Here is a 19922-nt window from a genome sequence, read left to right as displayed (position 1 = left end):
TCTGCACCACTTAAGGTTAGCATAGGTGGGAGTTGAACTGAAGTTTCATGGACTTAAAGGCAGGCACAGTCTTGCACAACGGCAAATATGTTCTTCATAGCCAGCTAGGCAAAGGTGTCTTTAGCATCACCTACCTAGCCATCAACGCTGAGTCTGGTCAAACCGTCGTGATCAAAACCCTCAGCGACAATCTGTGCCACCATCCCCATGGTGACCAGTTCAAGCGGCAATTTCTTGCCCTTGGTAGGCTCTTGAGCGGCTGTCAGCATCAGCATTTAGTCAGGGTAATCGAATCCTTTGAAGCTGACGGACGACCTTACCTAGTCATGGAATATATTCCGGGGCAGAGGTTAGCTGAACTCATCCAAGCCAATTTGGTTCCAGAAGCTCAAGCTATTGCATACATTCGTCAAATTGGCGATGCCCTTAGTATCTTACATCAAAAGGGTTTGCTGCATCTAGATGTTAGACCAGAAAATATCATTCTGCGTCAAGATACCGATACACTAGTGCTATGTGAGTTTGGTATTACTAGTCAACTCACCCTAGGAGTCAGGCAAACCCACGCCAGTTTAATTGCTGCTGGGTATAGCGCCCCGGAACAGTACATTTCTAAAGGGCAACTTTCCCAGGCAACCGATGTCTATTCCTTAACCGCAACCTTTTACTGCTTGCTTACTGGAAACCCACCCCTACCTGCACCAGTCAGGGAAGTATTGCATGCCCAGGAAGGTTTCTATATTCTTTTCCTGCCGGACTTACCACCATGTCCACAAAACCTAACTCCAGTAGTTAAACAAGCAGTCTGGCGTGGCTTGCACATGGTCACCAATCAACGTCCTAAAACTGTAGAAGCTTGGTTATCGCTGCTGCCAACTCAGGAGAAAGTTGCTCAAAGCAGTTCTCAGTTGAAAGTGCTGAGTCCTCAGCAAAAGTCATTAATTTCCCCAAAACTGAGCACTCAGCCTTCAAAACTGAGCACTCAGACTTCAAAACTGAGCACTCAGACTTCAAAACTGAGCACTCAGACCTCAAAACTGAGCACTCAGACTTCAAAACTGAGCACTCAGCGCTCAAAACTGAGCACTCAGACCTCAAAACTGAGCACTCAGACCTTAGCTGTTCTCAAAACTGTCCACGCCAAGCTCAAAACTCAAACCTCAAAACTCAAAACTACCAAAGCTGGATTCCCACTGAAAGCCCTACTGATGACCGGTGCCCTTGCCGCCTCAGCCGGATTAGGATTTGGTTTCGCACTGCGAATTAACTCTCAAAAAGAACCTGGTTCTACCATCTTCCACACCGATCAATCCTTCCCTCCTCGCAGCAATTGGCCTTTGTCAGAACCCCAACTCTGAAACACTTTCAACCTGATCAAGGTGCTTTATTCATATTCATACTTCCACAGGACTTACCCCAAACTCGCCACCAAACGCACTTAATAAGCGTTTAACAAGACTCGCTATCCATCCGGATGGATAGCGAAACAGTAACTTGACATGTTAATACGAAATACATATAATATTAATTAAGGTCGATAGCGAAGGTGAGTGCAGTGAAACATAAAGCCGTCAAAGTTAGAATTTATCCCACACAAGAGCAAGTTGAGATATTAGCTCAGCATTTTGGATGTGCTCGCTGGTGGTGGAATTATGCGTGCTTTTCAGTGTATAGAAACCTACAAGGAAACTGGCAAAGGTCTGAAACAGTCTGCACTCAATTCTATGCTGCCAAAACTCAAAAAAGAAAAAGAGACTGAATGGCTAAAAGAGTGTTACTCTCAGGTCTTACAATCTGTGAGTCTAAACCTCAGCCGTGCATATCAAAACTTTTTTGTTCGCGTAGCGTGGCCAAAGGCCAAGGTAGAGCTAAATATCCTAGGTTCAAGTCATATCATCATCGCCAATCAATTCAGTATCCCCAAAAGGTTAAGCAAGTGGGTGACTGTCTTAAATTTCCTGGGAGATTGGGAGTTGTTAAGGCAGTGATTCATCGGCCACTAGACGGGGAAATCAAAACTGCAACAGTCAGTAAAGACCCTTCTGGTAAATACTACGCTTCTGTCCTGATGGAGTATGAGTCTGGTGAACCGAAACCATCAACAGAGGTGCGACCCGTGGCGAATTTAATTCTTAATGCGGAAAGCGCACCTAGGGAAAGTGATCGGAATTGATTTGGGCATCAAGGATTTTGCTATTACCTACGATGGCGAAAAGACCTCTAAGTTTGGTAATCCCAAGCATTTAGCTAAATATGAAAAGAAATTAGCTAAAAAGCAGCGTATCGCCGCTCGCAAGAAAAAAGGGAGTAGTGGACGCAGGAAAGCCAGAAAGATTGTAGCTAAGGTATATGAACGTATTGGAAATGTCCGCCAAGACTACCTGCACAAACTGTCTAGGAAAATCGTAGACCAGAACCGGGTAGTGGTAGTCGAAAACCTAAACGTCAAGGGCATGGTTCGTAACCATAAATTAGCTAAAGCAATATCTGATCTGAGCTGGGGGACTTTTGTGAATTTCCTATCTTATAAATGCGAAAAAGAAGGAAAAGTACTGGTCGAGATAGATCGGTGGTTCCCCAGTTCTAAAACCTGCTCTAATTGTCATTACCGAATCAAGGAGTTGCCGCTCGATGTGAGAACTTGGACTTGCCCAAGCTGTGGCACTCACCACGACAGAGATGGTAATGCAGCAAAGAACATTAGAGCAGAAGGGATCAGGATGCTATCCTCCTCTGGGACGGGGGAGGTCAACGCCAGTGGAGAAGAAGTAAGACCAAGACGTGGACGCCCGTCCAAGTTGAGGCATTCTTCCGTGTTCGCGAAGCGTGGCCATTCGCGTAGCGTGGCCCAAAGGCCAAGGCCAAGCTGGAAGCCCCAAGCTCTACGAAGTAGGTTGGGGTAGTTCACATACATAAGATGATATAATGATTGATTTTTAAATCATAACGACATGGGAGATTGGACAAACTGAGGATATACGAGGCAAGTAACTAGATTTTAATTCACTCATAATCCTGGGCAAGTACGTTATAATTTGTAACGTAAGCTAAAGAAACTTATCAATGAGTAACTCTGTAATTCATGCCTTTTTTCTGGGTAGGGCTGCAGCTCAAGCCATTAATCGGCAGCTCGAGGATGCTCTAACCAATGCCCTGAGTGAGTTAGGCAAGTTTGATGCTGAGCAGCGTGAGCGACTGCGGCAGTTTACCGATCAGGTCATTGAAAGTGCCAATCGCGAAGCTGGAGCAGCTGATTCTACTATTAGTAACACAGTAAGTAACACAGCTAGTAACACAGGGAAAACAGGATCCAAACCAGCTGATTTGCAAGCCATGATTGATGAGCTGCGAGCAGAAATTGCCAGCTTGCGTACGGAATTAAAAAACTATCGCAAGCAATCTTGATCAGATTTATCGTTACTACCCTAGATTATCTACAGAAGTGAGTAGTTTCGACATAATTTTTAATAACCTGCTATTTTTTTGATAAAAACCTTACAGAGAAATCCGAGTGTCTGCTCTTTCTCAAAACTCTATTAACCTTACAATAAATCAGGAACGCAATGTGTCTAGCCAAAGTTCTATAGGTAAGCAATACAGCGAAAAAGCTTATCGGTGGAATCAAGAAAATTACTCCCGTCAAAGGCGTTTTATTGATATTTGGCGTTTTGTTTTAACCCTCATCACTGGGTTGTGGCTTGATGGTAAACCTTGGAGTTATCGGGGAGGATATACAGAGCAAAAGCACGCATATAGACGCAAAACACAAGCTATCTGGATTCGAGATACATTCTTAGATCTAGGACCAACGTTTATCAAAGTTGGACAGTTATTCTCCACCCGTGCTGATATATTCCCTAGTGAGTATGTAGAAGAACTGAGCAAACTACAAGACCGGGTTCCTGCCTTTAGTTACGAGCAAGTTGAGCAGATCATCCAGGAAGATTTAGGCAAGCCCATCAAGGAACTGTTCAGTGGTTTTGACCCAATTCCTCTGGCGGCGGCTAGCTTAGGGCAAGTTCACAAAGCTCAACTTCGTAGTGGTGAAGAGGTAGCGATTAAGGTCCAAAGACCAGGATTAAAAAAACTGTTTACCATTGATTTACAAATTCTCAAGGGGATCGCCTATTACTTTCAAAACCATCCAGACTGGGGGCGTGGTCGGGACTGGAGCGGGATTTATGAAGAGTGCTGTCGTATTCTTTGGGAAGAAATTGATTATCTTAATGAAGGCCGAAACGCAGATACGTTTCGGCGCAACTTCCGTAAGTATGACTGGGTGAAGGTACCCCGTGTGTACTGGCGCTATACCTCATCACGAGTTTTGACCCTAGAGTTTTTACCAGGGATTAAGATTAGTAGTTACGAAGCTCTAGAAGCAGCTGGTCTAGACCGCAAATTAATCGCTCGTCTGGGAGCAGAAGCTTACCTACAGCAGTTGCTAAATGATGGCTTCTTCCATGCTGACCCCCATCCGGGAAATATTGCGGTTAGTCATAAGGGTTCCCTGATATTTTACGACTTTGGCATGATGGGGCAGATTAAGGCCAATGTGCGCGAGCAACTTATGGAAACCCTGTTTGGCATTGCCCAAAAAGACGGCGACCGAGTGGTGACTTCCCTAATTGAATTGGGTGCGCTCTCACCAGTGAGTGATATGGGACCGGTAAGGCGCTCAGTTCAGTATATGCTGGATAATTTCATGGATAAGCCCTTTGAGGATCAATCGATCACTAACATCAGCGATGACCTCTACGAAATTGCCTATGGCCAGCCTTTTCGATTCCCAGCAACCTTCACATTTGTGATGCGAGCCTTTTCTACACTGGAAGGAGTGGGTAAAGGCTTAGACCCCGAATTTAATTTTATGGAAGTTGCAAAACCCTTTGCACTAGAGATTATGACCAACGGCAACACTCCCGACAACAATAGCTTTATTAATGAACTGGGACGCCAAGCCGCACAGATGAGTAGTACAGCATTAGGTTTGCCCCAACGCATTGAAAGTACTATTGAAAAATTAGAAAGAGGAGACCTGCGCATTCGAGTGCGCTCTATTGAATCAGACCGGGTTTTACGACGGCTGAGTGGTATTCAGTTGGGAACCAACTATACTTTATTAATCAGTGCCTTCACCCTTTCGGCTACCATTTTATTTGTAAATGGTAATGTCGTACTAGCCTTAGTAGTCGTTTTGGTGGCAGCTATGTTAGGATTTGCCTTAATTAGGTTGCTCCGACGGCTTGACCGGTTTGATCGGATGTTGTAGTTGTTGTAAAGTCGTAATAACTCCTTATCCCACGATCTATCCACCGTAGTAGCAAGTACTAGGAGGGGAAATCGTTGGATGTTTCGGCATTTATCCGGACATCTTTGGAGATTTCCTTAATTCAACTGAATCAGGTCGATAATAATCATGTTTCTATCCATCAAAATCAAACTGAAGCTCACAGACGAGCAGAAAGCATCAAGCCAGTAAACAACCGATGTGATGAAAAGTTGCTTCGCCGGTATTACAGATCCGGGCTTACTACGTACAGTTAACCAAGATGACTACTACATAGACCCGGACGGTCGCTTCTTTATTGTTGCCGACGGCATGGGTGGTCATGCCGGTGGACAAGAGGCAAGTAAAATCGCCACTGAGGCGATTAAGACTTATTTGAATAAAGATTGGAACTCTCAAACTCCTTCTGATGAGTTACTAGAACAAGCGATCTATCAGGCCAATCAGGCTATCCTCAACGATCAGCAAACTCATCCAGAACGGTCAGATATGGGAACCACTGCCGTAGTGGTGATGTTCCGTCAAGACCAGTGTTGGTTTTCTCATGTAGGAGATTCTCGCCTCTATCGGTTCCGAAATTCTAAGTTAGAGAAGATTACAGAAGACCACACCTGGGTAGCCAGAGCCGTTAAGTTGGGAGAACTAACAGCTAAACAGGCTCGGATGCATCCCTGGCGTCATGTTCTGTCTCAATGTCTAGGCAGAAAGGACTTACCTAAAGTCAATGTCTATCGGATAGAAGTTAAATTATGCGATCGCCTTTTGCTTTGTAGCGATGGACTCACCGAAGAACTTTCCGATGAATTGATTGCTTCCTCTCTCCAAGATAGTTCAAGTATTGAGCAGGCTCTGGATATCCTTGTTGAAGCAGCTAAAGAAGAAGGCGGTAGGGATAACATTACTGTGGTTATTGTAGAGATTGGGGAAAGGATGAAAGGTGTTGGATGAACGGTGTTGGGTGAACGTGCGTTATTAACACACCCTACAGGTAGAGTTACTTCGTAAATACAGCTGTTGGATATACCAGTTACTAGCACTGAGGTAAAACAGAAAGCTCGCTCCCTCGGCTTTCATAAGGTGGGAATTGCAGCTGTGGATATTGATCATCATGACTCAGCAGAGCAAAACTTGAAGGCTTGGCTAGCGTTAGGGTATCAAGCAGACATGGCTTGGATGGCAAATCCTCGACGCTTGGGTATTCGTGGCTGTATGCCAGAGGTGAAGTCGGTAATTTGTGTTGCTCTCAACTACTACACCCCTCACCAGCGTCCCGAAAACCCTGAGTATGGGAAAATCTCCCGTTACGGTTGGGGCAGAGATTACCACAAGGTCATGCATAAAAAATTGAAGGAATTGACCTTTTGGTTACAAGCACAAGCAGAAGAAATCCAGGTGCGTTACTATGCTGATACAGGGCCAGTACAAGATAAAGTCTGGGCGCAGCGCTCAGGTATTGGTTGGATTGCTAAAAATGGTAATGTAATTACGCGGGAGTATGGCAGTTGGGTATTTTTAGGGGAAGTGTTGACTAACCTAGCCTTGACCCCAGATACCCCTCACACTTCACACTGTGGTAGCTGTACCCGCTGTATTCAAGCCTGCCCAACGGGTGCTATTACCAAACCGTTTGTCGTTGATGCCAACCGCTGCATCGCTTATCATACCATTGAGAATCGGGCTGAAAACTTGCCGGAATCGATTAAACCCCATTTAGAAGGCTGGGTTGCTGGTTGCGACATCTGTCAAGATGTTTGCCCCTGGAACCAACGTTTTGCTAAAGAAACTGATGTGGTAGAGTTTCAGCCCTACCCTTGGAATGTGGCTCCTCGACTCACAGAATTAGCTACTATATCTGATCAGGAGTGGAATCGACGGTTTCCAGCTTCTGCGCTGCGGCGTATTAAGCCAAATATGCTACGGCGCAATGCCCAAGCTAATATTGATGCATCTCAAAAATCGGTTGACTAGTCTGACTAGTCATTGATTATTTGGGTGGCTAATTGCGAATTGCGAATTGCGAATTGTTAATTGTTAATTGCTCAATGAGTGTAAAAGTAATTCTTTTTGATTTTGATGGGACTCTGGCTGATACCCTTACTGCCATTGTCAAGATTAGTAATAGCTTAGCGGGAGAATTTGGATATCAGCCCACATCAGCTGAAAAATTGGAGCAAGTTAGACATTTAAGCTCTAGGGAAATTATTAAGCAATCGGGTATTTCGAGGTTTAGAATCCCGTTTTTGTTTAAAAAAGTCCAAAAACTCTTACGCGAAGATATTCAAAGTTTAACTCCTATTCCTGGAATAATAGACGTTTTAAACGATTTGAAATATGAAGGTTACCAATTAGGGATATTGACATCTAACTCGGCAGAAAACGTTAACCTTTTCCTGGAAAATAATTCTTGGGTAAAGCTTTTTGATTTTGTTGACTCAGGCAGTCCCATCTTTGGAAAAGAAAAAGTTATTCGTAAATTCCTAAAAAAACATAATTTAAATCCTGGTGATGTGATCTATGTGGGAGATGAAACTAGGGATATTGAGGCAGCTAAGAAAAATACTATTAAAGTAGTTGCTGTCAGTTGGGGATTTAATTATAAAGAAGTCCTAGCTCAATATCAACCCGATTTTTTGATCGACGAACCCCAGGATTTATATGAAGTAGTATCTAATTTAGATCAATCAAAAGTTAAATCAAAAGTAGTTTGTTATTAGTAATTATTTACTGGTTACTTATTACTTGTTAATTTACCAATGACAATTTTATCTCAGCCGATTTTAAATCACATCTTGAACTACTACCAATAGTCCGCCAGGGATGAAAATCCCACCGCGAGTAAATCAAGTCCTCTCAAGAGGACTAAATGCTTGTTATATCAAGCTTTAAGTCTATACATAGCCAATCCAATAGATTGTATAAAGCCAGGTTATATAAGAATTGGATTGGCTTGTATTATCGTTTTTTTATCTGAATTATAGATTAGTTTACCCATCAATTGATACTGTAACCAGCTATAGCTCAAAAGACTATGGTCAAGTAACAATGTTTACTGCTGTTAATCATATACTGATGATTTTGTCAACTTCTATAAATCTCCACTACACCTGACACCCAGTCTTAACCGACAAGCTTGGTGCGTAAGTCCTGAAATTGACCAATTGCCGTTGTTGGATAAAATTTGAATTAAATCGTCATTTTAAGCTGAAAAACTCAATTTGAGTGGAAAATAGAAATATAGAGCAGGATTAGCGAAGAGCAACGTGAAATATTTCTTTTTATCGGAAGGCTGGATAGTCGGGCGTGTTTGGGAGTTTGGAGGTCTTTGGAACGAAAACGCTTGGCGACGCCTGCCAGAAATTAAGCAAATTAACCTTTCTATCCTAGAGCAAGGAGAAAAATTGTGGCTCTATCAGGTTGAAGACCTTGTGGTTATGGTTGAAGTCAAACCCATGGCTAACACCTCACCTGAGTCAGCAAAAACTATTGGTCAAGTTGTCCTAAAACGCTTGATCACTGCTGAGCAAGTTATCGAGCGCTTAGCGATGACACATACTGAAATCATGGTAGGGGGCAAAGGTTAACTGGTACAGGGAAAAGGCACCAGGGAACAAGGAAAAAGAGGGAGAAGAGGGTAAGGATAAGGAATGATGAAGAAGTTATACTTTTGATTGCGACTTGTGATCAAAGTTATAGCTAGGGTTAGCAATTAATCAAAAAACCCTAGCCATAGGATTGAACCCTAATACCGAGTTGTAATACCGAGTGGCATATCAATAGCCCTTTGATCCCCAGCTTTCGCGAACTCCAGACTCTGCCCCCTCTTCCCCCTCCCCTCTTAAGTGCTGTAGGTGGTATGGTTTGAAATCAACTGGGCATAAGTTCTATCCTTGTGCCTTTTTCCATATACCTTTTTGATGTTGATTTGTGTCCGACTATTGCTAATCACTCAAGAGGCTACCGGACTGAATTTGACAATTTTTTGGTTTTAGAAGCTATATTGCTTTAATTTAGGCAAATACAACGGAAATTTGACCAATATAGCTGGTTAAGCGCTTCCGACCCTAAGCTGAGAACATGACCGTTCGCTTGCAATCGGCTCTAACAATAGTTACACTTCTTTAAACAAACTTTAGTTTCATACATACTTTGTCCTACCTAAGTTGCCAATGGCGAAATCTAGGGGGGCTACCAAAGTAGCGATACAGTTAGGTTCACACCTAACCAAGGTCGGTCGGAGAGTGTTAAAGCTCTCCAAACAGTGTCAAATTTGAGAAATCATACCGTAAGCGTTGTCAGATGAGGTTTTTAACCCCTCGAACAACGTGACTCTTAGAATCCCCTGTGTTTGAAGCGGGGGAGACTTCAAGGCGATTTCTAACATATTGATCAAAAGAAGCGTCGAAGTAAAAACTCTATATTAGGAGGAGCGTAGTCAATGGGACTACCCTGGTACCGAGTACACACGGTCGTCCTGAATGATCCAGGACGTCTGCTAGCTGTGCACTTGATGCATACAGCCCTGGTGGCAGGCTGGGCTGGTTCAATGGCCCTGTACGAATTGGCAATTTTTGATCCGAGTGACCCGGTTCTTAACCCTATGTGGCGTCAGGGGATGTTCGTCATGCCCTTTATGGCTCGTCTAGGGGTTACTGATTCCTGGGGGGGCTGGAGTATCACTGGTGAAACTGTAACCAATCCGGGCTTATGGTCCTTTGAAGGTGTCGCTGCAACTCATATTATCCTTTCTGGTTTATTGTTCCTGGCTGCCGTATGGCACTGGGTTTACTGGGATTTAGATGTGTTCAGAGACCCACGGAGTGGCGACCCAGCTCTCGATTTGCCAAAAATTTTTGGCATTCACCTGTTCTTATCTGGTTTACTCTGCTTTGGCTTTGGTGCCTTTCACTTGACTGGGCTTTGGGGTCCTGGGATGTGGGTATCTGATGCCTATGGTCTCACTGGTAGTGTTCAACCCATCGCACCAGAATGGGGACCAGCAGGCTTTAACCCCTATAACCCTGGAGGTATTGTCGCTCACCATATCGCTGCTGGTGTTGTTGGGGTTATTGCTGGTTTATTCCACTTAACAGTACGACCACCAGAGCGCTTGTTTAAAGCTCTACGGATGGGGAATATCGAAACGGTACTCTCCAGCAGTATCGCCGCTGTGTTTTTTGCTGCATTTGTAGTAGCAGGCACCATGTGGTACGGCAGTGCTGCTACCCCAATTGAACTGTTTGGTCCAACTCGCTATCAGTGGGATCAGGGGTATTTCCAACAGGAAATTAACCAACGGGTACAAGCTGAATTGGCTGATGGTGCTAGCTTGTCAGAAGCTTGGTCATCGATTCCAGAGAAGCTGGCATTCTATGACTATATCGGCAACTCCCCTGCCAAAGGTGGTTTGTTCCGTACAGGTCCGATGGACAAAGGGGATGGCATTGCTGAAGGTTGGCTAGGTCATGCGGTGTTCACAGACAGTGAAGGTCGGGAGCTGACCGTTCGTCGGATGCCGAACTTCTTTGAAACCTTCCCGATCATTTTGACCGATGCTAATGGTGTAGTTCGTGCGGACATACCTTTCCGACGGGCTGAATCTAGGTATAGTTTCGAGCAAGCTGGTGTCACTGCTAGCTTCTACGGTGGAGTTCTTGATGGTCAAACCTTTACTGACCCCTTCGATGTGAAGCAATACGCTCGTACTGCTCAGCTGGGTGAGGGCTTTGAATTTGACCGCGAAACCCTAAACTCTGATGGTGTATTCCGCACTAGTACTCGGGGTTGGTTCACCTTTGGTCATGCTGTCTTTGCACTGTTGTTCTTCTTTGGGCACATCTGGCATGGCTCACGCACTCTCTATCGAGATGTGTTTGCTGGTGTCGATCCTGACCTAGAGGAAGAGCAAGTCGAGTGGGGCTTCTTCCAGAAGCTTGGTGATAAGACTACCCGTAGGACAGAGCCTATCTAGAGGTTAAATCTCTCCTATCACAGTTTGACTCAAAAGCAAAAGGCAGAAGAAAAGAAATTTTTCTTTTGCCTTTTTGCTATTTCTGTGGTCCATGCAAGGTAGACTGGTAAGTGAGGAGATAACCAGGAATTATAGCTATGGAATCAGTTGCTTATATCTTAATCTTGACCTTAGCCCTAGGCACCCTATTTTTTGCCATTGCTTTTCGGGAACCCCCTAAGATTGGGAAGTAGTTTACCTCGATTTCTCAGATCGAAATTCAACAGTTGTGTGGATGCTCTGAGCCGCAATAGCCTGTCATGAGCCTATAGGATATAGGTAAGTGGACAGGTATATATCGGCTCATCTTCCATCTAATTGTTAGACTTGTTATTTTGAAAGTATCGACTCTTAGGGCGTTCCAACTATCTGCCGCCAATCAGTCCACTCAGCAAGAAAACAAAATTATCTTATGCGATGCCCCTCTTGTCACCACACCGAGAGCCGCGTTCTTGAGTCTCGTTCTACTGAGGCAGGGAAAAGTGTGAGGCGACGTCGGGAGTGTTTGGGATGCAAACATCGCTTCACGACATATGAGCGCATCGAATTTGTGCCAATAACTGTGATCAAGCGGGATGGCAAGCGTGAATCATTTGACCGTTCCAAGTTGTTACGGGGAATTGTACGTGCTTGTGAAAAAACCGGCATTCTCCAAAAACGCCTGGAAGCATTGGTTGATGAGATTGAAGCAGAATTGCAACAGCGATTTGGTCGGGAAGTCATCAGTCACGAAATTGGCGAGTTAGTCTTGCGCTACCTACGTTCGGAGAGTGAAGTGGCTTATGTACGCTTTGCTTCGGTCTATGGAAAATTTCAAGGGATTAGAGATTTTGTCACTACCCTAGAGGATCTCCAACAGGAAGATTTACCAATGGAAATCCCCCAGGTTCCGCCAACCCCCTCAGATCATGTAGAAGAAATAAAGACATCGACTTCGGTGTAATTGATCAGATGTTTGTTCATGGTTGACGGTTGATGGTTGACTCTCAAACCTACAAGGTCAACTAGTGGTCTCGTGTCCAGTTGTATGGTTACCATTTGTAGAGATGTTCCAGGCAAGGTCTCTACAGGAGGAAGGATTAAGAAACAAACCAGCGTGAGGTTTGGAAACCCGATCTAGGCAAGAGCAGGTTACCGATGCTACCGGACTTAATATGAGTTTCTTACAGCTAAAGCCAGATTTTAGGGAGCTAGACTAGAAAGTGAAAGAATTTTCAACTCAAGGGCGTGAATTATATTGAAGCCTAACTAGGTTTACCCAGGAGTTGAGTCAAGGCAAGACCAAAGAGCAAACAGCCATGAAGAAACGTTTCTGGATGAGAGCATGGATGGCTAATGCAGAGGTAAACACCTCTCCACATCCGCTGGCAAATCCTTCGGTTAGATTACAGCAACCCCAGGAAAACCGCAAGTTAGTCAAATTCTGGCGTATTGCTGCCAGTTTGCTCCTTTGGCAAGGGGTGATACTGGGTACCCCAGCCCAAGCACAGCTTAAAGAAGAGAAATCTCTAACCTATAGTGAGCTATTAGAGAAAGTTAAAAATCGGGAAGTCGCTAAAATAGAAATTGATGAAGCTACTAAGATTGCTAAAGTTAGCCTAAAGGAGGCCAAGGAGAATGAACCTCCTCAACGAGTTGCTTTGTTCGATCAAAACTCCTTGCTACTCAAGGAACTCCGTCAACAGAATGTTCCCACTGAAATTAGGCGCTCTCCGGATAACTTAGCCGCTTTAGGTCTAATTGCCAACTTATTTTGGCTTCTGTTGTTACTAGCAGGCTTTATCATGATCGTGCGACGCTCTGCGAGTAATTCTGGTCAAGCCTTAAACTTTGGCAAATCCCGAGCACGGTTTCAGATGGAAGCCAAAACCGGGGTTCTGTTTGATGATGTAGCAGGTATTCAAGAAGCTAAAGAGGAATTGCAAGAAGTCGTCACATTCCTCAAACAACCAGAACGCTTTACTGCTGTTGGAGCACGCATCCCGAAAGGTGTGCTGCTAGTGGGTCCTCCAGGAACTGGTAAAACTCTGTTAGCCAAAGCGATCGCTGGTGAAGCAGGAGTTCCCTTCTTTAGCATCTCTGGTTCCGAATTCGTGGAAATGTTTGTGGGTGTTGGTGCCTCCCGTGTCCGAGACTTGTTCAGAAAAGCCAAAGAAAATGCCCCTTGCTTGGTCTTCATTGATGAAATTGATGCGGTAGGACGGCAACGGGGAGCAGGGATTGGCGGTGGAAACGATGAGCGGGAGCAAACCCTTAACCAATTGCTCACGGAAATGGATGGGTTTGAAGGGAACACAGGTATTATTATTATTGCTGCCACTAATCGCCCAGATGTGCTGGATGCTGCACTATTACGTCCTGGACGCTTTGACAGACAAGTCATTGTGGATTACCCTGACTACAAAGGCAGGAATAACATTCTGGAAGTCCACGCTCGCAACAAAAAGATTGACCCTGAGGTTTGTCTAGAAACTGTTGCTAAGCGTACCCCTGGGTTTACTGGTGCTGACTTAGCCAACCTACTCAACGAAGCGGCAATCCTGACTGCTCGCCGCCGCAAAGATGCTATCACTATGCTCGAGATCAATGATGCTATTGACCGGGTGGTGGCTGGGATGGAAGGCACTCCTCTAGTGGACAGCAAGAATAAGCGATTAATTGCCTACCATGAAGTAGGACATGCTGTAATTTCTACCCTCCTACCGGATCACGACCTGGTACAGAAAGTAACCCTAATTCCCCGAGGGCAAGCCCGTGGTTTGACCTGGTTTATTCCTGATGAAGAACAAGGTTTGATTACTCGGGCTCAACTCAAAGCCCAAATCACTGCTACTTTAGGGGGTAGAGCGGCAGAAGAAGAAATTTTTGGTGAGGCTGAAGTTACGACTGGTGCTGTTGGGGACTTGCGACAAGTTACCTCACGAGCACGGCAGATGGTAACCCGCTTTGGAATGAGTGATTTGGGTCCTCTGTCCTTAGAAGACCCAGGGGGAGAAGTCTTTCTAGGGGGTAATGTGATTAATAGGGCTGAGTACTCAGAGAAAATTGCTGCCCACATTGATGCCCAAGTTCGCACAATTGTGCAGCATTGCCATGGCCATGCTCGTCAATTAATCCGGGAAAATCGGGTAATAATTGACCGATTAGTAGACCTGTTGATAGATCAAGAAACTATCGAAGGAGACCAGTTACGCAGAATTATAGAAGAACACACCCAGATGCACAAGGAACAATTGGTAGTTTCGTAGTTTGCACTAAAAAGATCAAAGGCATGCATGTTTGAAATATGTTAATGGTTAATGGCCATTAACCATTAACATTTGTCCCAATCAAGCTCGTGTTTTATACATTGCCCGCAGCACCTGGGCTGGGTCAACGTATTGCTTGCCATACTTCAATCCCCAGTGCAGATGAGGACCGGTGGTACGACCAGTCATCCCTACTCGACCGATTCTGGCTCCAGAAGGCAACAGTTGGCCTTCCTTGATCTGAATGCCACCGGAGTTGTCAATTAAATAGCGAGTACCTCCATTTTTAACTGCGTATCCTTTCATGTGACAGTAGATGTGCTGCCACTTGCCTGATTGGATAGTTATTGAGGTGCCGCAAGCAGTACCATCAGAAATTTTAATAACCTTACCACTCCACCAGTTACGAATATAGCTTCCTTCAGGGGCAGCTATGTCTAAACCTCGGTGAAATTCCCATCCAGAACCTCTAGGAGAGGGTCGGTAACCGAAGCCAGAGGTGTAGCCCCGGAAGTTTTCTACGGGAAAGGAACCCCCTTTGGCAAAACTTCTTACTCCGGCTACCAAGGTTGAGGGAGGTTCTGATGCAGTTACTCGCTGGCTGGGGAAACTCGAATGGGTACTTAAACCGATTAAACTCGTTAAACTCAGTCCAGCGAAAATTAGAAGCCTTGATAAATAACCACTGCGCATTAGTTCTAGTCTGGCTTTAGCTAGTTAGGGGTCTTTCCATTTATATCCCTCCAGATCACCTGCTATCAGCAGGGTGTTTGGGTTGTTTGAGGTATCTTATCAAAATCTTGAGTTTTGTTAAGATACCTCAATAAACTAATACAAATTTAACTTGCACAATTTAAGGATTGAATTTTTTATTAAGGGTTGACGGTTAAATGTAAACTGTTTAACTTTATCGCTTTAGTGTTAACTAAAGCGATAAAGTTAAATAAAGCAGTTAAATCTTGGTTAACTTAGTGATTAACAAAACTCGCGGAATTCCCCACCTTCTTTAAAGGTGTTGAAGTTACCGTAAGGATAGGGTCGCCAAAATCGGCAAAGTTTTAACCAAAGGTGCGCTTTCCGTAGGCGAATTAAATTCGCCACGGGTCTTGAAGTTACCGTAAGTGTAGTGGAGCCTTAATACAATAGTTTTAACCATGCATCCTCATAGCCAATCACCTATAAAGGCTCCACTACACCCTTGGCGCGCGTCTGGGGCACCTCTTTTACGCATAATCGACTAACCCTAAAGGCGACCCTAACAATCAGGTTTCATCTCTGGGATGGATAGCCAGACGAGGACTTGTTGCGAATCGTGTTAGAATATAATTGGTCGATGACCCGCCTGACTGACTAAAAGGCTACCTTAAAGGTGTAAAAGTACTAGCAGAGCTCAGGGAAGAGACAAGCCCCAGCTGGTTGACCATAGAGTCGTAATTCCAAGGTGAGTCTGTCGAAAAGAACTATACGTCTGCGGAAGGCGGATGTCTGCCTGTGGACGCTGAGTAAGACCTTTCATCAGCAGGCGCGCTTTCCAATGGCCGGGTTCCCCGGCCATTGGAAAGCGCCTCTGGTTGAGGCGTCGGCGGATGAAGCGGGAAACCCTATTGACGAATAAGACCGTCCCTGATTTGAGTTGAGATTGGAAGCCCCAGCCTCAGCGAAGCAGGCTGGGGTACTTCACCTTGCCCCAGCCTACCCTATGCGTGAACTGATGCTGACTGAATTTTTACCCTTCCGATTTGAGGTGGATACTACCGCGATCGCAGGAGCATCTTTGTGGTCTCTAGCGCTATATTTAAGCCTCTCGTCCTTGAGGCAATGGATTATGGAGCAATTGAACCGCTGGTTTAACTTTGCTGAGGGATTATTTTACATGTCGGCTGAGGAATTTGAACGAACCAGCAAGGTCAGAGAATCTCAAAACGCTTTCTATGCGTCAGTTGTCAGTATTGTGCCTTTTTTAGTCATTGGTGCAGTTTGTAACTACGCCGTCGAAATTAGCCTGGGACACAGTTGGGCAATCAGTATTGGGATTATTGCTTGCATGAGCTGTGGTGTGTATGAATTAGGGCGTCAGTCTGGGAATTGAATTTAGGTAGTCATTGCTCATTTTCGGGCGCGTTCGCGCAGCGTGACCATTCCCGTAGCGTGACCATTCCCGTAGCGTGGCCTTTTGGCCAAGGCCAAGGCCAATCCCATAGTCTCAATCATACTCTCAGTGACTAATCTGGTATCCTGGTCTTGCTCAGGGCATCGTGATCCTGTTGAGTTTTAACTAGAGTTTCTAGATGAGGCAGATTTGCGGTCGGAGTATCGGCTAATGCTTCAGCAGTACTTTGATTCCCTTGTTGATCTCGTTCCAACATTCTCAACCAATCCAAAAATTCACTGGTACCTGGTATTTTTTGCCAATTTCTCAATTCCCGCAGTTCCCCAAATTTTTGGATAGCTGCTTCGGATAGGCGTGTAATCTCAGTTTTAAAATGACTCTGGATAATCTGTTTTAGGGTAGCATTTTCTGGAAATTTAAGGTAGTAAAATAAGCAACGACGTAGGAAGGGTTTTGGCAATTATTTTTGCCTATTACTGGTGATAATAATTAACGGTAAAAAATATATTCGTTCTTCTTTGGTTTTACCTTTTAAAGCATCAAAACGAACGTTTAGTACTTCTTTAATTTGGAATTGCAATCGCTCCAATTATAAGAGCAAGTCATTAGGTAAATCCCGATCCGCTTTATCAATTTCATCAATTAGAACCACCGAAGGAATGTCATTTTGTGATTGCTGAATTGCCTCGCCCAATTCTCCTAGGGTAACATAATTTCTGCGGTACAAAGGTTGCCTGGGATTACCTGCAGTTTGACGTTCCTGAATGTCATACAACCGACCTATGGCATCATAATCATAAAGTAAATCCTGGCCTCGACTGGTAGAGCGGATGTAGCAGCTGTAGAGGGGAGAACCCAGTTCATAGGCAACCGCATAAGCTAATCGCGTTTTCCCGCAGCCTGGGTCACCTTCTAATAATAAAGGACGACGCAGGTAGAGAGCAGTATTAACTGCATCTGCAAAAGCTTTAGAAGCAATGTAAGGTTGTGGCTCTTGCCATGCACCAGGAAGCGGTTTGTAGCGGCACTTACCGTCACCTGTGTACTTTCTTCTCCCTAAGTCATCCATAGCACCTTATATTAATTCATTAAAATAATTCTAGAAATAAGATAACAGGAATAAAAAGAAATAACTTGATCAATAATATGTTCGCGATCGCCCAAGGATTACAGTATTATACTTGTCGCTTAATCAGGTAAATAGCACGTAAGGATTCAGCTCTCAGCCTTGGCCAAAGGCCAACGGCTGAATGCTTACAATAGCACTAGGTACGTCGTTAGTGTAAAACTGGCTAACTACTGACCGTGGGCGGATTATGTATGCGATCGCATTCCATCACTCCAGACCTTACCCATCTTCTGATACTCCCGGCGAGTGCCCTGTAACAGATGTTCCATCATCACTGCACTACCTGCCTCAGCTGCTAGAAAAGCTGCTGCTAGGGCAATATTCTTGATATTCCCTCCACTCAATTTGAACTGCCGTGCCAAAAACTCAAAATCTACATCTGCTGACAAGGGGATTTCTTCAGTCCAAATCCCCTCCCAAATGCGCCGACGACTAGCTTCATCTGGTGAGGGAAAGTGTACTGTAAAGGCTAACCTACGCACAAATGCCTCGTCTAAATTTTGGCGCAGATTTGTTGTCAAAATTGATATCCCCTCATATTCCTCCATCTTCTGCAACAGATACCCAACTTCAATATTGGCGTAACGGTCATGAGCATCTCGAACTTCAGACCGCTTGCCAAACAGAGCATCTGCCTCGTCAAACAGAAGGATAGCGTTAGCTGTTTCCGCAGCCATAAAAATGCGGTTCAGATTTTTCTCAGTCTCGCCAATGTACTTACTGACAACTTGGGATAAATCAATTTTGTATAGCTCAAGCTGTAGTTCATTCCCAATCACTTCCGCCGCCATGGTCTTACCTGTGCCTGGTGGACCTGAAAATAGTACATTTAATCCTTTACCAATGGATAGCTTGCGGTGAAAGCCCCATTTCTCATAGACAATATGACGATACTTGGCTTGATTACAAATTTCTTTGAGCTGAGCGAGTTGATCGGGGGGTAAGATAATGTCTTGCCAACTATACTTAGGGTTAAGTTTGCGAGCTAATTCAGTTAAATTGCTACCAGATTGGTCACGAGCCGCTGCTAATAAGTCATTTAGGGTTGGCTTAATTGTACTGTTTAATGGCAACTCAAATTCGGCAGCAGCACGCCACAAAGCCTGATTACAAGCAGTTGTCACTGCTCCTGCTATTTGGGCTGAACTCAAGGTAAAACGATTGGCTATGGTATCCAAGTCGCCATCGCTAAGTACAATTCCTTTCGTTTCTAAACTAGCTTGCCAGTAAACGCGCCGTTGATAAAAATCCGGTGTAGCAAAAGGTACAGTAATCACACCGTTGAGATTGGTAAACTTTGGCACCAACGACTGTGTTCCAGATAAGATTACCACACCTTTTGCCTCAGTTAGTCTGTCAAGTAAGCTTTTATATAACAGATGCTGCTCTTTGGTCTGTAGTGCATCTAAACTTTCCAGACTTTCTAGATAGAGGATAGCATCGTGAAAACAGGCTTGACGAAATAACAATTTTAGCAGTTGGTCAAACTCTTCCTTAATTGCTAGTTGAGCTAAATCCGCAATCAATAACTGCTTATTTAGTTGAGCGGCAAGGGCGATCGCTCCACGGCGTTTTTCAGTAGAATATAAACCAGAGAAATACAGATGTAGAGGCTGGCTGGTATGTTGAGCGTGTTTGATTAACTTAGGAAGTATGTGTTTAATGTCATCCCTAATCGGTAACTTGTCCTCAACCGCAGGACTATCTATCAATTGACACCAAGATTCTAAACGCGGTTCAAGACTCTTTTGTTTTAACAGAGAATGAATAACTTGATCATCTAGCTTGAGATAATAGGATAATATTGGTGGTTTAACCTGATGAGGGTCAGGAATTAAGTGAAGTAAGCCATGTTTGATTAAGGGTGCGTCAGGAGCAAAATGAACTCGTTGCAACAGTTTGGCTTCAGCAGAGGGACATAGTAAATTTAAGGCTAAATCAATACTAGGTCGCCTGCGAGTGACATCATCCTGGAGATAGGCATACAGACCCTCGTAAGCTAAATCAATTTCTGGAGCCAGGGCAATCAACATCACGTCTAAATCAAATTCAGACAAACCGAAAGTCTGTTTCAGCCAGTTTAATGGTGTATTGTTAGTCTGATCGGACTCAGTTTTTTCTGCATCTACTGCAAACAAAGG

16 protein-coding genes and 1 pseudogene are annotated in these 19922 nt (G+C 44.4%); 13 read left to right on the top strand and 4 right to left on the bottom strand.

Going from position 1 to position 19922, the window contains the following annotated elements:
* Positions 1–47 precede the first annotated feature (47 nt).
* From F6J94_RS06585 to ftsH, 12 genes and pseudogenes are all read left to right on the top strand, one after another.
* Positions 48–1358 (top strand): protein kinase, encoded by a 1311-nt coding sequence (locus tag F6J94_RS06585; protein ID WP_293038294.1) that lies wholly within the window; start codon positions 48–50, stop codon positions 1356–1358.
* Positions 1359–1555: 197 nt separating this feature from the next.
* Positions 1556–2903: pseudogene (locus F6J94_RS06580) on the top strand (RNA-guided endonuclease InsQ/TnpB family protein).
* Positions 2904–3063: 160 nt separating this feature from the next.
* A complete protein-coding gene (locus F6J94_RS06575) occupies positions 3064–3405 on the top strand; it encodes a DUF6825 family protein (RefSeq protein ID WP_293038291.1) in 342 nt (113 codons plus the stop codon).
* Between the two features lie 160 nt (positions 3406–3565).
* Positions 3566–5269 carry an ABC1 kinase family protein gene (locus F6J94_RS06570; RefSeq protein ID WP_367142173.1) on the top strand — a complete coding sequence of 568 codons (1704 nt, stop codon included), beginning with the start codon at positions 3566–3568 and terminating at the stop codon, positions 5267–5269.
* Positions 5270–5491: 222 nt separating this feature from the next.
* The gene (locus F6J94_RS06565) at positions 5492–6235 is read left to right on the top strand and encodes a Stp1/IreP family PP2C-type Ser/Thr phosphatase (protein WP_293038285.1); all 744 of its coding nucleotides are present in this window, start codon (positions 5492–5494) and stop codon (positions 6233–6235) included.
* 66 nt (positions 6236–6301) lie between these two features.
* A complete protein-coding gene (gene queG / locus F6J94_RS06560) occupies positions 6302–7255 on the top strand; it encodes a tRNA epoxyqueuosine(34) reductase QueG (RefSeq protein ID WP_293038282.1) in 954 nt (317 codons plus the stop codon).
* Between the two features lie 74 nt (positions 7256–7329).
* On the top strand, positions 7330–8001 hold the full coding sequence (locus F6J94_RS06555) for an HAD-IA family hydrolase (protein ID WP_293038279.1): 672 nt from the start codon (positions 7330–7332) through the stop codon (positions 7999–8001).
* Between the two features lie 546 nt (positions 8002–8547).
* On the top strand, positions 8548–8868 hold the full coding sequence (locus F6J94_RS06550) for a hypothetical protein (protein WP_293038276.1): 321 nt from the start codon (positions 8548–8550) through the stop codon (positions 8866–8868).
* Between the two features lie 854 nt (positions 8869–9722).
* Positions 9723–11255, top strand: a complete 1533-nt coding sequence (gene psbB / locus F6J94_RS06545) for a photosystem II chlorophyll-binding protein CP47 (RefSeq protein WP_293038273.1) — start codon at positions 9723–9725, stop codon at positions 11253–11255.
* Positions 11256–11392: 137 nt separating this feature from the next.
* Entirely contained in the window at positions 11393–11488 is a 96-nt protein-coding gene (locus F6J94_RS06540; RefSeq protein ID WP_008180851.1) for a photosystem II reaction center protein T, read from the top strand.
* Between the two features lie 218 nt (positions 11489–11706).
* Positions 11707–12237 carry a transcriptional regulator NrdR gene (nrdR, locus tag F6J94_RS06535; RefSeq protein ID WP_293038270.1) on the top strand — a complete coding sequence of 177 codons (531 nt, stop codon included), beginning with the start codon at positions 11707–11709 and terminating at the stop codon, positions 12235–12237.
* 322 nt (positions 12238–12559) lie between these two features.
* A complete protein-coding gene (gene ftsH, locus F6J94_RS06530) occupies positions 12560–14542 on the top strand; it encodes an ATP-dependent zinc metalloprotease FtsH (protein WP_367142172.1) in 1983 nt (660 codons plus the stop codon).
* An 81-nt stretch (positions 14543–14623) separates the two neighbouring features.
* Here ftsH and F6J94_RS06525 read toward each other — a convergent pair whose 3' ends face one another.
* Positions 14624–15235 (bottom strand): M23 family metallopeptidase, encoded by a 612-nt coding sequence (locus F6J94_RS06525; RefSeq protein WP_293038267.1) that lies wholly within the window; start codon positions 15233–15235, stop codon positions 14624–14626.
* A gap of 1018 nt (positions 15236–16253) precedes the next feature.
* Between F6J94_RS06525 and F6J94_RS06520 the strand changes: the two genes are divergently transcribed.
* Positions 16254–16631 carry a hypothetical protein gene (locus F6J94_RS06520; RefSeq protein ID WP_293028594.1) on the top strand — a complete coding sequence of 126 codons (378 nt, stop codon included), beginning with the start codon at positions 16254–16256 and terminating at the stop codon, positions 16629–16631.
* Positions 16632–16764: 133 nt separating this feature from the next.
* Here F6J94_RS06520 and F6J94_RS06515 read toward each other — a convergent pair whose 3' ends face one another.
* The 3 genes from F6J94_RS06515 to F6J94_RS06505 all read right to left on the bottom strand — a co-directional run.
* Complete coding sequence (locus tag F6J94_RS06515) at positions 16765–17112, bottom strand: hypothetical protein (RefSeq protein ID WP_293028570.1); 348 nt, start codon at positions 17110–17112, stop codon at positions 16765–16767.
* A gap of 129 nt (positions 17113–17241) precedes the next feature.
* Positions 17242–17721 (bottom strand): MoxR family ATPase, encoded by a 480-nt coding sequence (locus tag F6J94_RS06510; RefSeq protein WP_293038264.1) that lies wholly within the window; start codon positions 17719–17721, stop codon positions 17242–17244.
* A 245-nt stretch (positions 17722–17966) separates the two neighbouring features.
* On the bottom strand, positions 17967–19922 hold a 1956-nt coding region (locus F6J94_RS06505; protein WP_293038261.1), incomplete at its 5' end, for an ATP-binding protein.

This window comes from Moorena sp. SIO1F2, assembly GCF_010672755.1.
In the GTDB taxonomy this organism is placed as follows: Bacteria; Cyanobacteriota; Cyanobacteriia; order Cyanobacteriales; family Coleofasciculaceae; genus Moorena.
This window is presented reverse-complemented; position numbering and strand designations above follow the sequence as displayed.